This is a genomic window from Paenibacillus sp. V4I5 (genome assembly GCF_030817255.1).
Taxonomy (GTDB): Bacteria; Bacillota; Bacilli; order Paenibacillales; family NBRC-103111; genus Paenibacillus_E.
In genome coordinates, this window is the sequence record NZ_JAUSZB010000002.1 from 7,788,218 (window position 1) to 7,806,783 (window position 18,566).

Annotated in this window: 16 protein-coding genes; 12 read left to right on the forward strand and 4 right to left on the reverse strand. The window is 44.9% G+C overall.

What is annotated here, in order from left to right:
- Positions 1-166: 166 nt before the first annotated feature.
- Positions 167-2,749: a DNA internalization-related competence protein ComEC/Rec2 gene (locus QFZ78_RS36900; protein WP_307554926.1), complete on the forward strand. Its 2,583-nt coding sequence runs from the start codon at positions 167-169 to the stop codon at positions 2,747-2,749.
- 196 nt (positions 2,750-2,945) lie between these two features.
- On the opposite strand, the gene QFZ78_RS36905 is transcribed toward QFZ78_RS36900, so the two are convergent.
- Genes QFZ78_RS36905 through QFZ78_RS36915 form a run of 3 tightly spaced genes read right to left on the reverse strand, consistent with a single transcriptional unit; the run spans position 2,946 to position 6,791 of the window.
- Positions 2,946-4,127, reverse strand: a complete 1,182-nt coding sequence (locus QFZ78_RS36905) for a Ger(x)C family spore germination protein (protein ID WP_307554927.1) — start codon at positions 4,125-4,127, stop codon at positions 2,946-2,948.
- Complete coding sequence (locus QFZ78_RS36910) at positions 4,117-5,226, reverse strand: GerAB/ArcD/ProY family transporter (RefSeq protein ID WP_307554929.1); 1,110 nt, start codon at positions 5,224-5,226, stop codon at positions 4,117-4,119. Before QFZ78_RS36910 ends, QFZ78_RS36905 begins: the two co-directional genes overlap by 11 nt.
- Positions 5,223-6,791, reverse strand: coding sequence for a spore germination protein (locus QFZ78_RS36915; RefSeq protein WP_307554932.1), 1,569 nt, complete (start codon positions 6,789-6,791; stop codon positions 5,223-5,225). Before QFZ78_RS36915 ends, QFZ78_RS36910 begins: the two co-directional genes overlap by 4 nt.
- Positions 6,792-7,139: 348 nt before the next feature.
- On the opposite strand from QFZ78_RS36915, the gene QFZ78_RS36920 reads away from it, so the two are divergent.
- From QFZ78_RS36920 to holA, 3 genes are all read left to right on the forward strand, one after another.
- Entirely contained in the window at positions 7,140-7,688 is a 549-nt protein-coding gene (locus tag QFZ78_RS36920; protein WP_056838612.1) for an RNA polymerase sigma factor, read from the forward strand.
- A complete protein-coding gene (locus tag QFZ78_RS36925; RefSeq protein WP_307554934.1) occupies positions 7,685-8,896 on the forward strand; it encodes a zf-HC2 domain-containing protein in 1,212 nt (403 codons plus the stop codon). Before QFZ78_RS36920 ends, QFZ78_RS36925 begins: the two co-directional genes overlap by 4 nt.
- 214 nt (positions 8,897-9,110) lie before the next feature.
- Complete coding sequence (gene holA / locus QFZ78_RS36930; RefSeq protein ID WP_307554935.1) at positions 9,111-10,130, forward strand: DNA polymerase III subunit delta; 1,020 nt, start codon at positions 9,111-9,113, stop codon at positions 10,128-10,130.
- Positions 10,131-10,205: 75 nt separating this feature from the next.
- Here holA and rpsT read toward each other — a convergent pair whose 3' ends face one another.
- Positions 10,206-10,457, reverse strand: coding sequence for a 30S ribosomal protein S20 (gene rpsT, locus QFZ78_RS36935; RefSeq protein WP_307554937.1), 252 nt, complete (start codon positions 10,455-10,457; stop codon positions 10,206-10,208).
- Between the two features lie 195 nt (positions 10,458-10,652).
- Here rpsT and gpr point away from each other — a divergent pair, with 195 nt between their 5' ends.
- The 8 genes from gpr to hemW all read left to right on the forward strand — a co-directional run bounded on the left by gpr (position 10,653) and on the right by hemW (position 18,490).
- A complete protein-coding gene (gene gpr, locus QFZ78_RS36940) occupies positions 10,653-11,651 on the forward strand; it encodes a GPR endopeptidase (RefSeq protein WP_307554939.1) in 999 nt (332 codons plus the stop codon).
- Between the two features lie 133 nt (positions 11,652-11,784).
- Complete coding sequence (locus QFZ78_RS36945; protein ID WP_052228179.1) at positions 11,785-12,258, forward strand: nucleotide-binding protein; 474 nt, start codon at positions 11,785-11,787, stop codon at positions 12,256-12,258.
- A complete protein-coding gene (locus tag QFZ78_RS36950; protein ID WP_307554941.1) occupies positions 12,255-13,232 on the forward strand; it encodes a TIR domain-containing protein in 978 nt (325 codons plus the stop codon). The genes QFZ78_RS36945 and QFZ78_RS36950 overlap by 4 nt, the downstream gene beginning before the upstream one ends.
- Positions 13,204-13,371, forward strand: a complete 168-nt coding sequence (locus tag QFZ78_RS36955; protein WP_307444445.1) for a hypothetical protein — start codon at positions 13,204-13,206, stop codon at positions 13,369-13,371. Before QFZ78_RS36950 ends, QFZ78_RS36955 begins: the two co-directional genes overlap by 29 nt.
- A gap of 249 nt (positions 13,372-13,620) precedes the next feature.
- On the forward strand, positions 13,621-14,853 hold the full coding sequence (gene spoIIP / locus QFZ78_RS36960) for a stage II sporulation protein P (RefSeq protein ID WP_307554943.1): 1,233 nt from the start codon (positions 13,621-13,623) through the stop codon (positions 14,851-14,853).
- Positions 14,854-14,976: 123 nt separating this feature from the next.
- Positions 14,977-15,372: a DUF3679 domain-containing protein gene (locus tag QFZ78_RS36965; RefSeq protein ID WP_307554946.1), complete on the forward strand. Its 396-nt coding sequence runs from the start codon at positions 14,977-14,979 to the stop codon at positions 15,370-15,372.
- 74 nt (positions 15,373-15,446) lie between these two features.
- The gene (gene lepA / locus QFZ78_RS36970; protein WP_307554948.1) at positions 15,447-17,261 is read left to right on the forward strand and encodes a translation elongation factor 4; all 1,815 of its coding nucleotides are present in this window, start codon (positions 15,447-15,449) and stop codon (positions 17,259-17,261) included.
- A 77-nt stretch (positions 17,262-17,338) separates the two neighbouring features.
- Positions 17,339-18,490, forward strand: a complete 1,152-nt coding sequence (hemW, locus tag QFZ78_RS36975) for a radical SAM family heme chaperone HemW (RefSeq protein WP_307554950.1) — start codon at positions 17,339-17,341, stop codon at positions 18,488-18,490.
- Positions 18,491-18,566 lie beyond the last annotated feature (76 nt).

Below are 18,566 nucleotides of genomic sequence, written 5' to 3' on the forward strand. Positions count from 1 at the left end.
GATGAATGATGAAGTTGAAAGGTGAAAGGTGAAAGGTGAAAGACGAATACTGAAGTTGAAGATTAATGATTAATGATGAAGTTCAAAGTATAGGTTTCTTCAATTACGTAACTTATGTAAATGAATACAATTCGATTTTATAACATTCAAGAGGAGGGGGAAGCAAATGTATATGCAAATGCTAGTGAAACGACCAGTTGTTATAGGGTGTTGTCTGTGGATAACTGGCTACGTGCTCGCGCTCTATACCGAGCTGCAGTGGTTATCTTTGATGACGAGTACGCTGCTGTTAGCCGCGCTTATCGTCATCTATGCGCTGCGGCTGCCTGGCAGACAGCCGCTGTGCGCCTTGCTGCTGGTCGGAGTAGCCTATGGCTACTTCCAATGGACCGACCAGCGCAACGTCTCTGCGCTGCTGCCGCTGGCGCAGCAGCAGCAGACCCTGGACGGCAGCGAGGTCACGCTGCTCGGCCGATTCTCCAGCCCTGTCACCGTCGACGGCGACAGGGCCAGCTTCACGATGGAAGCGGAATCCATCCGCTTCCCAAGCACGGAAGCTTTCCCCCTCGGCGGGGAAAGTGTGCAGGTCTCGCTGCGCCTGCTCCAGCAGGAGCAGCAGGCGGTGGCGTCGGGCTGGCGCCGAGGCGACGCCTTGACGCTGCACGGGACGCTGCGCAGCCCGTCCCCCGCCCGCAACTTCGGCGGCTTCGACTACCGCCGATACCTGCGCCTTCACCACACCCATTGGCTGCTCGCTGCCAAAGGGGTGGATCAGGCGCAGGTCGAGCCTGCGGAAGCGCGTATAAGCGTCGTCCAGCTGCTGCGCTGGAACGACGAGCTGCGCGGCGCCCTCAGCAGGCGCATGGATCTTATCTTCCCCGCGCCGCAGGCAGGGTTCATGAAGAGCATGCTGATCGGTCAGACGGACGATCTCGATCCAGAGCGCTTCCAGCAATTTTCGGAGCTGGGATTGACCCATATTTTAGCCATATCCGGCTTAAATATTGCTGTTTTTCTCGGTGTATGTATTTGGATCATGCGCCGATTAAAGCTGGCGAAGGAGACCTATTTGCTAATCTGTATATGGTTATTGCCATTTTATATCCTATTGACAGGTGCTTCCCCTTCGATTGTTCGGGCCGGACTCATGTCTATAATTGCCCTCTATGCAGCTCGGAAAGGGCTCTTTAAGGATGTTTTACATGTTATGGCGATTGTCGCATGGATCATGCTTTTGTGGGATCCATTCTTTTTGCTGGATGTCAGCTTTCAGCTTTCATTTCTGGTTACACTTGGTCTCATTGTTGGGGTACAAAGAGTCAATGATTTAATCGTTCCGTGGATTTCTTCCCCAATTATAAGAAATACGGCCTCCATCACGCTTGTTTCCCAAATGGTATCCTTTCCGGTATCTATTTATTATTTTAATCAGTTTTCTTTATTGTCTTGGCTAGCTAACGCCATCTTGGTTCCTGTTATTAGCATGATTGTATTCCCCGCTGGCCTGCTAGCTCTAGTTCTGGGAATTGTTTATGCCCCTGCTGGAAGAAGCATCGGTATGCTTATTTCTTGGTTAAACGAAGTAATTTTCTGGATGACAGACAAGCTTCAACATTTGCACCAATTTAAGATGCTATGGCCGTCGCCAAGCCTACCCTGGATAACTTTTTATTATGGTTTTCTCATTTTGATTTATGGATTATGTCATCGCATGTCGCAAGAAGCTAGGGGAGAGCCCCCAGTTATTTTGGTAAGTGTTAAAGGCAAAAAGAAGGTGAACTTATCGAAATGGCTCGTATGTGCGACTGGAGGTTTCCTGCTATTGCTTTGGATGGGGTATTCGCCTGAACGCTTCAACCGATCCGGTCTTGTTCAATTTATCGACGTTGGTCAAGGTGATGCTATACTGATTCGGACACCTCATGGTCGACATATTCTGGTTGATGGTGGAGGGACTCTTACATTTAGGAAGCCTGGCGAAGCTTGGAAAATTCGTAAGGATCCTTATGAAGTTGGCCAGAAGCTGCTCGTTCCGCTGCTCAAGAAACGTGGTGTTCATCAGATTGATCTCGTTGTTCTCACACATGAAGATGCGGACCATAGTGGGGGTCTGCAGGCTGTTATTGCGCAAATGCCCGTCAAGCAGTTTCTCTTTAATGGAACGCTCAAGCCAGGGGCAAGCATAGAGAAATTATTTGACACCCTGCTAACGCGAAAAGTGCCGCTTTTGCCTGCGAATGTAAGCAATTGGATTCAGATTGATCCGCTTACCAGATTGCAGGTTCTGTATCCTTTGGAAAGAGACAATCAGCTCATTGAAATTGTCAAAGAACAGAATGCGCAGTCCGTTGTTTTCTTGCTCGAGATGCAGGGGACGCGTTGGTTATTTACAGGGGATATGGAGAAAGAGTCTGAAGCTGTTGTGGTCGATTATTTAAAAGAACATCCTTCGTTAATAGATCAAGAACAACATATAAATCACAGGGTCGATGTACTAAAAATTGCTCATCATGGCAGCAAAACATCCACGACACCAGGGTGGCTCGATTTTTGGAAGCCTTCATGGGCGGTCATATCTGTAGGAGGTATGAATAGCTATGGTCACCCAGCACCTGATGTGTTAAGGCGTTTGAAAGAAAATGAGGTGCAGGTGTTACGTACAGATCAAATGGGGGAGGTGCAACTAGAGGTCCGCAAAGAGGGCATTTACTCGCGTGTAAAAATAATGGATGAACTGACCTCTAAATGATCTCTATCAAGAGTTGTTCGATTGTGGATCTTTTCGTTCTTCTTCTACAGGTTCCTGTTTCCAAGGTGGATCACCATTCGTGTGAAGCTCCTTGTATATCCAATGAATACTATAGGGAATCACGAATGAAAGAATGGTACAGATAAGTACCATCCCTGAAGGCATTCTTCCAATGAAAGAAAACCACATACTTGCATTACTCCTTTGTCGTTTGGATGATATTACCGATCCGCCGAATAATTACCTCTGTACGCACGTTAATCTCAGATTGAGTGAATAAATGTAACCCTTCTTCCCAATCTTCGGCTATCGGTTTCCAGATTTTATAATGATTTTGAAATAGATAGGCACCCAGTCCCAATGCATCCTTTTTATAAGTCTGTTGTAGTTTTTTAATTGTTTTGTGGGTATTGGATTGGATACTATCCTCTATACTTTTCTCCAATGTTTGAATTGCCTCTGAATCGGTAGGATCATAACCAGCAATAGATTTATCAAGAGTGCCCTCTGTTACGAGGTTTATGTTGAACTGGAACTTTGTCGGACTTAGCTGATGCATCGAAATTTTACTTTTCGCTCGTTCCACTTGAAAGCCAATGCTGTGACCCTTAACCTTAGCATCGATGGTACCACCTTTTACTTTTTCAGTAATGAAGTTCAACCCTTGCGTTTCTTCGCCTGTCAAGAATCCGATCATTTTTTTGGATCGTCCATCGAATATGGCACTTCCGGTCAATGTGATCCCTTCATCTTCCATGTGGATGGTTTGAATAGCAAAACTTTCATGCTTGACCAAATATTCATGGACATCACCGATTCGTGATTGGGGCAACATGTAATTAGTTTTTCGATCGTTTTTGGCAATGGAGGTAATATAATCTATGGGTGTTGTTTCATTATTTGCTTGTATATCCAAAATATCCGCAGCTTTTCCTTCAGTGATTAATATTTGTACGCCTCGTCTCATTTCACTATTTCGCAGAAAAAAATCTAACACATTGGCAAACCTAGTATCGTCTTTAGCCACCTCGCTGGAAATGACAATGATTTTAAGATGTTCGAAATAAGGTGAACGACTCGTCCTGGTCGCCATTTTTGCGCTAATGGCAGGCATGGAATTTTCAGATGTTGATAAATTAAAATAAGCTTTACCGGGACTGCCAGTTCCACTTTGTCCCTGACTGCTCTTTTTCAAGCCACTAGGTACGACAATCTGATAAGTACCCTTGTATCTGTGTTTCGAGCTATTTTCGTTATAATCGATGGCAACGCCTACTACAAACCCACGTTGATCAATTTCTATACGATCCCAGCAGCCTGTTAAGAGAAAGATGATGCAGCCAAGACTTAACCAACAGGTCCAACATTTAAAAAGCATCACTTTTTACTCCTCGAACCTTAGCAGCGAGATGTATGAGGATGGGAAACAAAAGACCCACAACTAGTCCAACATAACTAATGAGACTGCTCAAAATACCGAAATCAGTCAAGTTTCTTGGGAACATGCACAGTAAATAAATGAGAGGACTTAAAATGAATACCCATGTTTTTTTCTTCGTTTTGGTAAATATGGACATAAGCAGATAGATGGCACAGTCATAGGCCATGAAAGTCGTGGTGAAGACAGCCATCGTCCAGATTGTAAAAAAGATAGATTCAAACCGTTCAAAGAATGCGCCTGGAATTTGCATTTCTTTGGCAAGCTCAACGACGGGATAAGTAATTTGTTCAAGCGCGAATTGTGAAAACACACCAATACATGCAAGGTAGAATGCTGTATAAAGTACAATAGGAATAGCTACCCCGATGACAACCGCTTTTGGGGCATCCTTGGGGCGATTCATTAGGGTAATGTAAATTAAGATGACTTCGAAACCAAGGAGTGAGAAAGCGCTGGTTTGTATTCCTTTCGCCATGCTTTTCCAATCCGAGATCAGAAACGGTTTTAGTTCGTCTACGTTAAACATGCCCATGCTAAAAGTAAGTACGACTAATGAGATGAAGATAACAATGGGCAGAAATAAAATATTAAGTCGAATAAGACCGACACGGCTGCCAGAAACGGCATATACGACAACCAGTAAGAACGATAGGGAGATAGCTTCAACAGGAGTACGCTGAAAAAGATATTGTTTGGAAATATTAGCAATAGCCCTAACTTCATAAGCGCTATAGCAGATAAAGTAAAGGGTGAGAGAAATGATTGCAATGATGGCAATAGGCTTCGTGACGGCTGCTGAGGCATAAGCAAAATAACCTTGTTTGCTAAAATGAATCGCAATTTTGGCTAGAATCCAGGCTGAGCCGATCGCGAGAAGACCAGCCAAAAGCATGGATACCCACCCGTCAGAAGATTTTATTGTTTTGGCTAGTTCCCTCGGTAGAAAGAGTATACCAACGCCAATAATCATGGATGTAATCGTGATGACTATATCCATGAAACCGATCTCGCTATCTCCATATTCAAAAGATTTCATCTTCTGTTTCTCCTTCCTTTCATTCTCTGATCATTTTTAGTTTGCATTATGTTTGGCCGCTTTGTCACGAATAGCAGGGGGGATCTTAAAATGAGATCTTTCCAGTCCCGTATTAAAAGTGGTGCAAAAGGGGTGGAGTATGGAATGCCAAAGCTCTTTAGGTTCACTAGGTGGATATTGATCATGATGTAGCCTAAGATGATGCCATATAAGCCTAGAAAAGCAGCGGCCAACATTATGCTGAATCGCATGACGCGCAGTGAGATAGCAAACGAATAAGAAGGCAATGAGAAGGAAGAGATGGCTGTGACGGCTACAACGATGACCATAACGGGATTTACTATACCGGCAGCAACAGCAGATTCTCCAATAACCAAACCACCGACGATTCCAATGGTTTGGCCGATTGGTTTGGGTAATCGGAGTCCTGCTTCCCTGAGAAGCTCAAGCGTAAATTCCATGGCGAAGGCTTCGACGACCGCGGGGAAAGGCACGCCTTCCCGAGCTCCAGCGATGGAGAAAGCCAACTTAGAAGGAATCATCCCATGATGGAATTCGAGCAAAGCAATATAAATAGCTGGCAAAAAGGTAGCAATGAAAGCTGATATTAATCGGAGTACCCGAGTCAACGTCGAGATGAGCCAATGCTGATAGTAATCTTCGGGTGATTGCAAGCTCGAAGCGAATGTAATTGGCAATATGAGGACGAAGGGGTCTCCATCTACCAGAATGGCAACTCGACCTTGGAGAAGTGCTCCAGATACGCGATCAGGTCGTTCTGTATTCATAATGAGTGGAAATGGACTAAGGAAGCTATCTGTTATCCATTGCTCCAAGTAACCGGACCCTTCGATATCATCTATGTCTATGCTCTTGATTCTGCGAGTAACTTCTTTAACAAGATCCGGATGCACAATGTCAGCGATATAAGTGACGACCACTTCACGTCTACTTCTTTGCCCGATTTGATAGGTGTCAAAAACTAGGTTGGTTTCTTTAATTCTTCTTCTAAGCAAAGCGGTGTTCGTACGTATGTCTTCTGTAAAACCTGCTCTTGGTCCCCGAATGATCGATTCTGTTTGTGGTTCTTCAATCGAACGGGTTTTCCAACCGCAGCTGGAAATGATGATACATTGTGCGAGATTGTTTATTAGAAGGAGCGTATCGCCTGATAGAATGGCCATTAAAGCGTCATCCAAAAGTTCGACCGTATTCAATTCATAAGCCGTTAGAATTTGCTGCTTCAAAATGTTTAATAAATCCGAAGATGAGGAAACAGGACGATCGAAGGAATGGAGCATCGGGCTTAGTAATTGCTCGTTAATCATAGCTATGTCGACCAAACCATCAATGCTGACTAAAGCACACGGATATTGCTCTTTACTGATTGTAAACTGTCTAATGAGTAGATCGCTTGGATGGTGTAGGATCGTCTGAATGGTAGCCAAATTTTCTTGCAATGACGATGATAACGGTTTACTGGAATCTGAAGTTGAAGTTGAAGTGTTTGTCTGGTTGTGAACCTGAGGGGTTAGGTTCCTTCTGCCAAATAATTGTTTGAACATGATGCATTCCTCCACTTTCGAATAGCTCATCTGTAATATTTACCACTTCGGTTAGAATTAATCGGTTATGGTAATTTCTTAGGCGGTACTATCCAAACATAGTACTATCCCTTCTTATAAAAAAGCTTACAATGGAGAGTAATTTGAATGATGAGAGAGAGGGGAGAGCGGTTTGTGAGGCGGAGTTGAAACTAATCGGTCTGGTATACGTCAAATAACAAGTATATTTATTTCAGGAAGTTTGATATTCTGGTAGTTGCAAGACTGCCTTCATTTTTTTATTCTAAAAGAGGTGCAACCTTATGAGACGCTGCTGCGTCTGTAAGATTGCAAGAGGGAGGGATCCCAGTGGTAGCACCCGAACTGGTAAGATCTGCACAAGCCGGTGATCGTGATGCTCTCATTACCCTATTGCGAGAAATTGAGTCTCACGTTTATCGAACCGCTTATTATATTTTGAATAATGAACAGGATGCCCTCGATGCTTCACAGGAGGCACTCCTTCGGATTTATACAAAAATTAATTCCTATGAAGAAAAAGCGCTCTTCAAGACGTGGGTACAGCGGATTGTAACGAACATCTGCATCGATAAATTTCGCAAAGCGAAACCAACGGTTTCGATTGATGAGCACGATATGACCTTTACAGCAGAGCATAATGTTGAACAGGAAATGTTAATTGGCTATTTAGCCAAAGATATTAGAGAAGCAATCGAAAAGCTTCCCGAACACCATCGATCTGTTGTTGTTCTCCGTTATTTGCAGGACTTTTCGTATCATGAAATTGCAGAATCTCTCAACCTACCGTTAAACACGGTAAAGTCTTACTTATTTCGAGCTAGACAGCAATTACAGTCGCTGCTCCAAGAATATCAGAAAGGAGGTGTTCGGGGATGAATTGTCAAGAGGTGATGGAATTTATGCAAAGACAGCTGGATGGGGATTTAGATGCAAAAGAGGAAGATGAGCTTCATGCTCACCTGATGCATTGTTTGGACTGTGCACAGATGTTTGAACGTTTACAAAGATTGTCCGATGAACTGACCCAGTTACCAAAGGTCATTCCTCCATACAGTTTAGTCGATGCTATCATGCCGCAGCTAGCTGATATAGATAGACATGCCGCGGCGTCCATTACCGACAAGGTGGCTGCTTTCGGCACCAATGCTAGCCAGACAGCTTCTGTGCAGCCTCCCAAACTCCCTTGGACACGCCGTTTAGGATCACAGTTCTCCTGGAAATTCGCAGGTGGTGTCGTTGCCGCAGGTCTCATCCTTGGTTTCTTCGCATTCAACTTGAAGTATCCAATACTGGATCAAGCAGATGGTTTGCTGCAGCCAAAGGCTGTATCTGAGAAGCGGAGTGCCGGACAAATGCAAAGCACAGCCGCCTCCGATTCAACCGCCGCACAAGATGCTGTCAAGAAGAAAGCTGCAGACGGTGCAGACGCGAAGCAGGTGGCACCTAATGCTCCGGCCGCTGAGTCATTCGGGCAAGAGAAAGTAGTGCCGGAATCAACAACGGGAAATGGGCTATTGGGGCCGCAAGCTACAACAGATGCGAAGCTGGAGAAGCCACAAACACTGAGTTCATCTGGGACCACGAAAGGTACGGATGGTTTGCGCCAGGCACCTTCTACTTCAGAGCCTGAACGTCTGAAAGTCCAAGGTTCCGCTGGGACGAATGAGAAGAAGGAATCGGACCCTGAATCGACGAATCCGCCAGCAGGCAGTGAAACTTCAAATAAGCTGCCTGAAGATCAGAAGGTATTGAAAACTACGGAACCAACACCTACGCCAGCTGCTAAGCAGGGTGGAGAAACGAGTGATGTCGGAGGCATATATTCTTTGACAGCACCTAGTACGAATCCGTTGAAATCAACAACGGGCGTTCTTGAAGCTGTAGTTGAAGAGCAGCATGTCGTGATCCGAAACAGCTCTACCAAAGAAGTTGTTTTTGCGTCCAAGCAAGTTTGGAAGTCTGGTGATCTTATCACGCTAGTAGAATGGTCTAAGGACGACAAATTATTTTATCAAGTTCAAAGCGAAGGCTCGCTTCACACGTTTCTCATTGATTTAAATGAGAAAGAGGAAGTAGCTAAGTAAATTTGTGATACGAATGCACCAATGTGACGGTTCTGGCGTATGCTGTAGGATAAGGAAGCGGCAATGCTTTGGTGGTTTGTCCACACGGTATAAGGTTTCTAGAGCCTTGAACCGGTGTTTAAATAGACAAACAAAGGGATTACTTCAAGGTCTTCGGGCTTTGACGTAATCCCTTTGTTGTTGGTAAAATGTAAGCAAGGAGTGAACATTAGCTATGGACGCAAAGAGAGCATTGAAAGATATACAAGCAGGGCGCCCTGCACCGGTTTATTTGTGCTACGGTCCTGAGAAATATAAGATGAGGGAGTTTATTCAGGTATTAACGGATTTACTCATTGAGCCCGAGCACAAAGAGTTTGCAGTCAGTAAATTTGATTTAAGTGAGATTAGTCTCTCGGCGGTGCTGGAGGATGCGGAGACCCTTCCCTTTATGGTTCCGAAGAAGCTGGTCATCGCGAAGAATGCGCTATTTTTCACTGGGGCGAAGGAAAGTTCAAAGATTGAACATCACTTGGATCGTTTGACGGATTATTTGAAATCTCCAGCGGAACATACGGTCGTGGTGTTTACGGTAGATGCAGATAAATTGGACGAGCGTAAGAAGATTGTGAAAGCCCTCAAGGACCTTGAAGCGGCAGTTCCCTTCCTATCCCTGAGTCCAGATGAATTGCAGCAATGGGTGGCCAAACAAGCCCAGCAGCTGGGTTTTACGTTCACGGGGGAAGCTGCCGACCAACTGATCTTATACACCGGCGGGAATTTGCAATCCTTATCCGCAGAAATTGAGAAGATTTCTTTATATGTTGGAGTCGGTGCGGAAGCATCGGTTGATGTTATCGATCAATTGGTGGCCCGCAGTACAGAACAGAACGTCTTCATTCTTATAGAGGACATTGTAAATGTAAGGCTGGAACGCGCCTTCGTTATTCTCGAGGAGCTGCTGAAGCAGCGTGAGGAGCCGATCAAAATCGCGGCGCTCATTGCAAGACAGTTCCGTATCATGCTGCAGGTGAAAGAGCTAAGTAAACAGGGCTATTCCCAACAGCAAATGGCTTCACAGATCGGTTTGCATCCTTTCGCCGTGAAGGTGGCTGAAGGACAAGCGCGCAAATACGATATTGAGAAGCTAAGCAGGATCATGTCGCAGCTTGCGGATCTCGATTTCCAAATGAAAACAGGGAAAATCGATAAAGTATTGGGTTTGGAGTTGTTTCTTCTTAGGCTTGCTGCCTAGGAGGACGGCCTTTCGAATAGTAAAAAGTCCAGCTCTCTGTGAAGAGAACTGGACTTTTGCTTTATGTCTGTTTTATTACGCTTGGGCCGTAAGAGCGTTCAGCCTTTTAGCCAGACGGGACTTCTTGCGGTTAGCGGCATTTTTATGGATTAAACCTTTAGAAGCTGCTTTGTCTAATTTCTTAGAAGCGATAATAAGAGCTTCTGGGCTTACAGCTGTTTCGAAAGCTTTCACAGCAGTACGCAGAGCGGACTTTTGGGAAGCGTTACGAAGACGGCGCTTTTCGCTAACTTTTACTCGTTTAATAGCGGATTTAATGTTTGGCATGAAATTCACCTCCTACTTACAAAACACGTTCAACGTTACATTTGTATGTTTGCTGACAACTTTAAGTATTCTACCATGCACTAATTGAAAATGCAAGAGCTGTCAATAGGTTTTCAGTGGTCTCCTTTTTTGCATAAGCGGTTGTAAATCGTAGCACAATAAGGGATGCAATGCACCTGAGAAAGGGGAACTTCAATGGACTTAGGCTCTTTTACAACACATACGGATCTTGCGCTAGATGCAAGGGATATGGCTCATGCAGCCAATCAGGGGCAACCGATACCTGGCATTGAACAGGAGTCGACACGTGAAAACGGGATACGGGTTACCAAGATCAATGTTCTGAACGAAGAAGGCTCCAAAGCGCTTGGTAAGCTTCTCGGTCATTATATAACGATAGAAGTGCCAGCTCTTCGGGAGAAAGACAGCCAATTACAGGACCGCGTCGCCACGAAATTAGCTCAAGAGTTTGAACAGTTTTTGCGAGAAATCGGCATCCCCAAGAACGCAAAAGCGCTGATTATCGGTCTAGGCAACTCTAATGTGACACCCGATGCTCTCGGCCCTCTAGTTGTGAATAACGTGATGGTCACACGTCATTACTTTGAACTAGTTCCAGAGGACGTTAGTCCAGGGTATCGGGCGGTTAGCGCGGTAGCGCCAGGGGTGCTCGGGACAACGGGGATTGAGAGCAGTGACATCGTTCAGGGGATTGTCGATATGTCCAAACCTGATTTCATTATTGCTATTGATGCGCTAGCTTCCAGGTCCCTAGACCGGGTCAATACGACCATTCAAATCGCGGATACAGGCATTCATCCCGGTTCAGGCATCGGAAATAAACGCAAAGGGTTGACCAAAGAAAACCTTGGCATTCCCGTGGTTGCGATTGGAGTCCCGACTGTTGTCTATGCCTCAACGATAGTCAATAACGCTTTCGACCTGATGCAAAGGCACTTTAGCGAGCAGACGCGCAATACAGGACAGATTCTAGGACTTCTGGACGGGATGCAGGAGGAAGAGCGCCTAATGCTTGTCAAAGAGGTCCTGAACCCCGTAGGACACGATTTGCTTGTTACACCGAAGGAGATCGACCAGTTTATTGAAGACATCGCCAATATTATTGCTAGCGGCTTAAATGCTGCCTTACACGATGCCGTGAGTGTTGATAATGTAGCGGCCTATACACACTAAATATTTTAAGAACTGGGTCCCCTAGATGGAGGGATACAGTTCTTTCTTTTTGTCCATTTTCACGTAATTTGGAAGGAATAAGGAGGGGAGCGTCGAATAAGGGACGATCAACCTAAATGAGGACGTGGTTCTGTTGAGCAGCGCACATAAAGCGAAGCTATTCATAGGGTCATCTGCTGAAAGTGTTGAAGTCGCAGAGGCTTTGCAGTCTAATCTCCATTTTTCATTTGATGTAACGGTTTGGAGTCAATTGCTATTCCCTCCTTCACATACAACCTTGGCTCCACTTATTAAGCAGGCGAAGTCTAGTGATTTTGCTATCTTTGTCTTCCAACCTAACGATTTAACACTTTTGAGAGATTCATTGGTTAGCACAGTACGTGACAATGTTATTTTGGAACTGGGTTTATTTATTGGACAAATAGGTCTAGAGCGAACCTACTTTCTTATTCCGGAAAAAGAAAAATTACATATAGCCTCCGATTTAATCGGCCTAACACCACTTACCTATGATGCGAATCATTCCTCTGGGCTAATGGCCGGCCTAGGACCGGCAACTTTCGTTGTGAAGCAAATGCTCAAAGAGTTAGGGCTGAGAGAGAAATGAAACCAAAGATATTTATAGGCTGCTCCCCCGCAAGTTCGCTGTGGGCTGAATTTTTTCAAGCGCAGTTGTCATCTTCATCCGAGGTTACGGTGATTAATCAGGGTGTGCTTACGGCGTCCAATCATAAATTGAAAATGCTAAAAAAGCATATCGAAGAGACGGACTTTGCCCTTCTGATTATCACGCATGCGGATTGTCATGATCCCTTGGTTTACGGGAATATACTCGTATTGATAGGACTTTGTATCGGAGAATTAGGCCACAGCCGCACGTTCATTGTGATGTCTAAGAACTGTGAACTGCCTGAGTATCTGGAGGGTTACAACCCACTGCGAATCGATGATCAGCAGGCCATTTCGGGAATCGCGGAGCTAGCAGGTCCTCACCTCTACCCGATTAAACATAGTATCGGTGTTCATAAGAATCGGTTTAAGCTATCCGATATGAAGAAGAACGATGCTATACGCAGTTTTTTGTTCGACGCTTTGGATTCGCTGAGTGTGTCCAGTGTAGATTATGACCGCGTATTGGATAAATTCCATAAGACATTTGATACCAATTGTGGTATAATTGAGCTTCAAGAAGTGACAGCGGCAACGCTCTTTGAGCTTCTCGAAGATGGTGTCACCTTGCAGCAATTTGGCCGTGCCGGTCAGGTTAGCAACAACCACAGCTTCAACGTGAACGACCCTACTAGCTATCTAGCTGAATGCTACCGGGGCAAGGATACGAACATCTACCTGGGGCAAGCCAAGGATAAAGAAGATGGCGAGTTTGAATACATTTACTGCATTAAGCTGCATCCGACCATTGTTTCATCCATACATTTCAAGACAAGGACGGATATTCCCGCGCGCAATCATCATCAAGTCATGATGGAGTTATCGGAAAGAAATGCGAAGCTCGTGTCTTCACTCAAATCCATTGTGAAAGGAAGGATTATTTATGCTGAAGCACATGAAGAAAGTTCGTAACCGACCAACCACAGACAATAAACATAAACCGAGTGACAAGACGCTGCTCAAATTATATAACGGACCTACTGTTCTGAATAAAACAAGTGGGGTAACGATTGTGGCCAAAGGGTCATTTGATTTCGAATCCCTCGCTTAGTAGTAATAAGATAAACCAAAGAACCCCGTAAGGGGTTCTTTTTTGCGTACTCATGAGGCTGCAGGTGATTTTGAAGAAAACAAGCCTTAACTGCAGTTCCCATGTTTGAATCGACAGAAGAACCTGAGCTGTGTCTCAGGTTTATTTGCGCTTCTGTTTCTCTCTATCAGAAAAATTCTAGTGTTTCAGGTTCTATCGAAGGAGCTCGTTTCATAGATTGAAGTAAGATAGATTAGGAGGAATCAAACTATGAAATGGACATCAGCTACATTGAATCTCAGCCATGTTCGGAAAACGTTTCAGAGCGCAAGTTCCGTCGGAAAAACATTTTTTATACTCAGCTTCGGCACCTTAGCTTTATTTGTTCTTATTGGCGTAGGAGGCTTCTTGCAGAATAGAGTCATGACTACTTCGCCTGTATCATCTATGAAGAGCTTAGCTGCTTCCGTCACAAATCAATTTTTTATCGATATGCTGGGCATGGAAGTGCCTCATCTACATAAAGATCAGAAGAAATTTACATTTTCTCAGCATAATGTGTTTCAATTTGCCTTCCAGTTCTTGACGGATATCAATCCGAACGACCCTAAAAGTCTTGTCGCCAGTGAAGTGCCAGGGATGGATGCCAATAAGACGACGGTATTGGTAAGAGGGAGTGCATCAAATCCCAGTGATCCTATTGATTACGGCCCCCCAAGCTCCCTTGATTTGGAGGCAGAGGCGAAGAATCCTCAGCCATCTCCATCACCAGAACCCTCGCCTGTGGGTGGTGCCGCCCCGATTACAAACGCAACGGGGCAACCGCCAAGAACTGCGGGGGATAATATAGCTTTCATTTATCAAACGCATAGTAATGAGTCTTTTTTGCCGGAGTTAAAAGGTGTTACGGATCCTGACAAGGCTTATAGCGATAAGGTGAATATCATTTCCGTAGGTCAAAGATTAGCTCAAAATTTGGAGAAGGACGGCATTGGTGCCGTACATTCCAAGACGGTCTACCCGAGTACTGTCAAAAATTTCGAATATCCATATTCCTACAAATATTCCTTGAAAACTTTGCAGGAAGCAGCTGTTGCACATCCGGATTTGCAATATTATTTCGATATTCATCGGGATTCCGCTGCACGCAATAAAACGACCGCAACCTTTGATGGGAAAGATTATGCTCAGGTATACTTCATCATCGGCGGTAAAAATCCGAATTGGAAAAAGAATGAGGAATTCGCCAACAAGATTCATCAAGTGTTAGAGGCCAAGCATCCCGGCATATCCAAAGGAATTCACGCGAAAGAAGCCAGTGAAGGCAACGGTTTATATAATCAGAGCTTTTCGCCTAATAATATATTGATTGAAGTCGGCGGTCCGTACAATTCCCTCGAAGAGTGCTATCGAACAACAGATTGGTTGGCAGAGGCTATTTCAGAGGTGATTTTGAACGCGAAGAAGGTTGATGCACCGGCTGTTACCCCTAAGCAATCGTAGAAGCTAATTTTCAAACGAAAACACTAAGCATATGCTTTCGAAGCCAGTTTTGCTAAAGCAAAACTCTAAGGATACGCTTTCGAAGCTAGTTTTGCTAAAGCAAAACTCTAAGGAGGATTCAAAATGAGGCTGAGGCACTTTTATATCAAAGTAGGCATGTTTGGACTCTTGCTGTTGTTCTGTATTTTATTCGGAGTCAGCTTGGCGTCGAGCGGGATGGAACGCATACAGGGGCCTCAGCCTTCCTCTAAAGCCGCACAGGAGGCTGCTGTCAAAACGCCACCTGGGAAAGTGACCACGGTTAAAGCGTCACCAACTGGGGCGGCCAAAGGAGATGCAGCAGCGAAAGCTAAGACTGCGGCGAAACCAGAGGCTGAAAAGAAGTCGGAACCGATTGCTGATCACGACAATTCGTTGAATCATGTCGGCAATAAATTAGGGGACTTTTTACAGATTGCTTCGCATCACGGCATTAAGTTATTCGTGTCCTTATTTGATGCCGTCTTAGGGAAAGGTTAAGGGGTACATTGCTGCAACTTCCCACAACTGCTATAATGAAAATTATTTGCATGTAGTGGGGGTTAGTCTTTAGCATGACGGACATTCGAGAAAGACAACAAAGAATTCGCAACTTTTCAATTATCGCTCATATCGATCATGGCAAGTCAACGCTTGCAGACCGCATTCTGGAATATACGGGCGCGTTATCGTCGCGTGAGATGCAGGAGCAAGTGCTGGACCAGATGGATTTGGAGCGGGAACGTGGAATTACGATTAAACTTCAGGCGGTTAGATTGGCTTATCGTGCTGACAATGGCGTCGATTATATTCTAAATTTAATTGATACACCGGGACATGTAGACTTTACATACGAGGTTTCCCGAAGCCTTGCTGCTTGTGAAGGCGCTCTGCTGGTTGTAGACGCTGCACAAGGTATCGAAGCGCAAACACTTGCCAACGTGTACCTGGCATTAGAAAATAATTTAGAAATTTTACCTGTCATCAATAAAATCGATCTACCTAGTGCTGATCCTGATAAAGTGAAACAGGAAATCGAGGACGTTATCGGACTAGATGCCAGCGAGGCTGTTCATGCTTCCGCAAAAGCCGGTATTGGGATTAAAGAGATTATCGAACAAATTTGTGAGAAAGTCCCGGCTCCGCAAGGAAATCCGGACAATCCGCTGAAAGCATTGATCTTCGATTCCCATTACGATAGCTACAAAGGTGTTATTGTTTATGTGCGCGTTGTCGATGGTTCTATCAAAGCGGGCTCCAAAATCAAAATGATGGCGACGAACAAGGTGTTTGAAGTCATTGAAGTCGGGGCTTTCAAACCGAGAATGGCATCCGTTCCTTCTCTTGAGGTTGGAGATGTAGGATTCGTTGTAGCCGGTATCAAAAATGTAGGGGATACACGAGTCGGGGACACGGTTACAGAAGCGGATCGCCCGGCGCCAGAAGCGCTGCCAGGCTATCGCCGAATCAACCCGATGGTGTTCTGCGGACTGTATCCGATCGAAACAACGGATTATAACGATCTGCGTGAAGCTTTGCAGAAGCTGGAGCTGAATGATGCTTCTCTACGTTTTGAACCAGAAACATCTACAGCTTTAGGTTTTGGCTTCCGCTGCGGTTTCTTGGGTCTGCTGCACATGGAAATTATTCAGGAGCGGATTGAACGCGAGTTTAATATTCCGCTGATAACGACGGCGCCAAGCGTTATATACCGCATTACATTAACGAATGGCGATGTGATGGAAATCGATAATCCATCGAACTATCCAGATCCACAGCGAATTGACTTCGTTGAAGAGCCTTATGTCAAAGCATCGGTTATTGTTCCGAATGATTACGTAGGAACAATTATGGAGCTGTGCCAAGGCAAACGCGGTGAATATATGAACATGGAATACCTGGATACCAATCGTGTGACATTAACGTACGAAATTCCGTTATCCGAGATCGTATATGATTTCTTCGATATGTTGAAGTCAAGAACAAAGGGCTATGCTTCATTTGACTATGAAGTGTCTGGCTACAAGAAATCGAATCTCGTGAAAATGGACATTCTTTTGAATGCCGAGCAAGTGGATGCGCTATCCTTCATCGTTCACCGTGATACCGCGTATCATCGTGGCAAAATCATTTGTGATAAGCTGAAGGAACTGATTCCGCGGCAAATGTTTGAAGTGCCGATTCAAGCGGCGATTGGACAGAAGATCGTAGCACGTGAGACGGTTAAAGCGATGCGTAAAAACGTACTCGCCAAATGTTACGGCGGTGACATCTCAAGGAAACGTAAGCTCCTTGATAAGCAAAAAGAAGGTAAGAAACGCATGAAGCAAGTCGGCAGCGTAGAAGTGCCGCAAGAAGCGTTCATGGCTGTTCTTAAAATCGACGAATAGTTTGAAATGAATGAGAAGCTGGGGTGGCAGAGTAACTCTGCCCCTTGGCTTTTTCTCAATAGAAAGGAAATACCCCTATGTTAGTAACCTATACGGCCCCAACCGCTGTGTATATTCATATCCCGTTTTGCACAAACAAATGCCATTATTGCGACTTCAACTCTTATGTCCTCAAAGGTCAGCCCGTTATGGAATATCTGGACGCGCTTGAGCGCGAGATGGAACTTACGGTTAGGAATAATCCGCCGATCAAGGTTGAAACGATTTTCGTAGGCGGAGGAACGCCAACGGTACTTCTTCCTGATCAGATGGAACGGTTTCTGGGCATGGTTCGTACGTATTTCCCGGCAGAAAGTAGGGAAGTCGAGTTTTCCATGGAAGCAAACCCAGGAACGACGGACGAAGATAAGCTGGCCGTGATGAAAGAAGGCGGCGTCAATCGGATTAGTTTCGGTGTGCAATCTTTCAATAATGATTTGCTTGCCGCGATTGGGCGCATTCATAATACAGATGATGTGCATAGAAGCATCGCGAATGCCAAAAAGCTAGGTTTCGATAACCTCTCCATTGACTTGATGTTCGGTCTTCCCAAACAAACTGTAGATATCATGCAGGCTACCTTAGATGAGGCTTTATCTCTGGATTTGCAGCATTACTCCATCTATAGCCTAAAAGTAGAAGAGAATACGTTGTTTCACACATTGTTCAACAAGAATCAACTGCCTCTTCCAAGTGAAGATGAAGAAGTCGATATGTACGAACTCATCATGAAGAGGTTAGAGACAGCGGGTTATAAGCAATATGAAATCAGCAACTTCGCTAAACCTGGTCGAGAGAGCAGACACAACTCAATGTACTGGCGTAATCGTTCCTACTATGGACTTGGCGCAGGGGCTCATGGGTATATGAATGGCCAGCGTCATGTGAACGTGAAGGGAATTCAACCTTATATCGATGCTGCCAAGGTAGGCCTGCCGATCATGGAACAATTTGAGGTAACGCGTCAGGAAGCTATGGAAGACTTCATGATGGTTGGATTGCGATTGCTGGAAGGTGTACGCAATGCGGATTTTATCGAACAATTCGGAACCACCATCGAATCCCAATTCGGGGAAACCTTGAATGGCTGGCTGCGAAAACAGCTGCTTGAACAAACGCCGGATGGGTATCGATTGTCCAAACATGGCATCCTGCTTGGCAACGAAGTCTTTGCTTCATTCCTTGCCTAGGCGAGTAACAGCGAGAGACCTGTTTTGATGCAAAAAACTCTTGTGCAAATATACGGTTTAATGTATATTTATACAT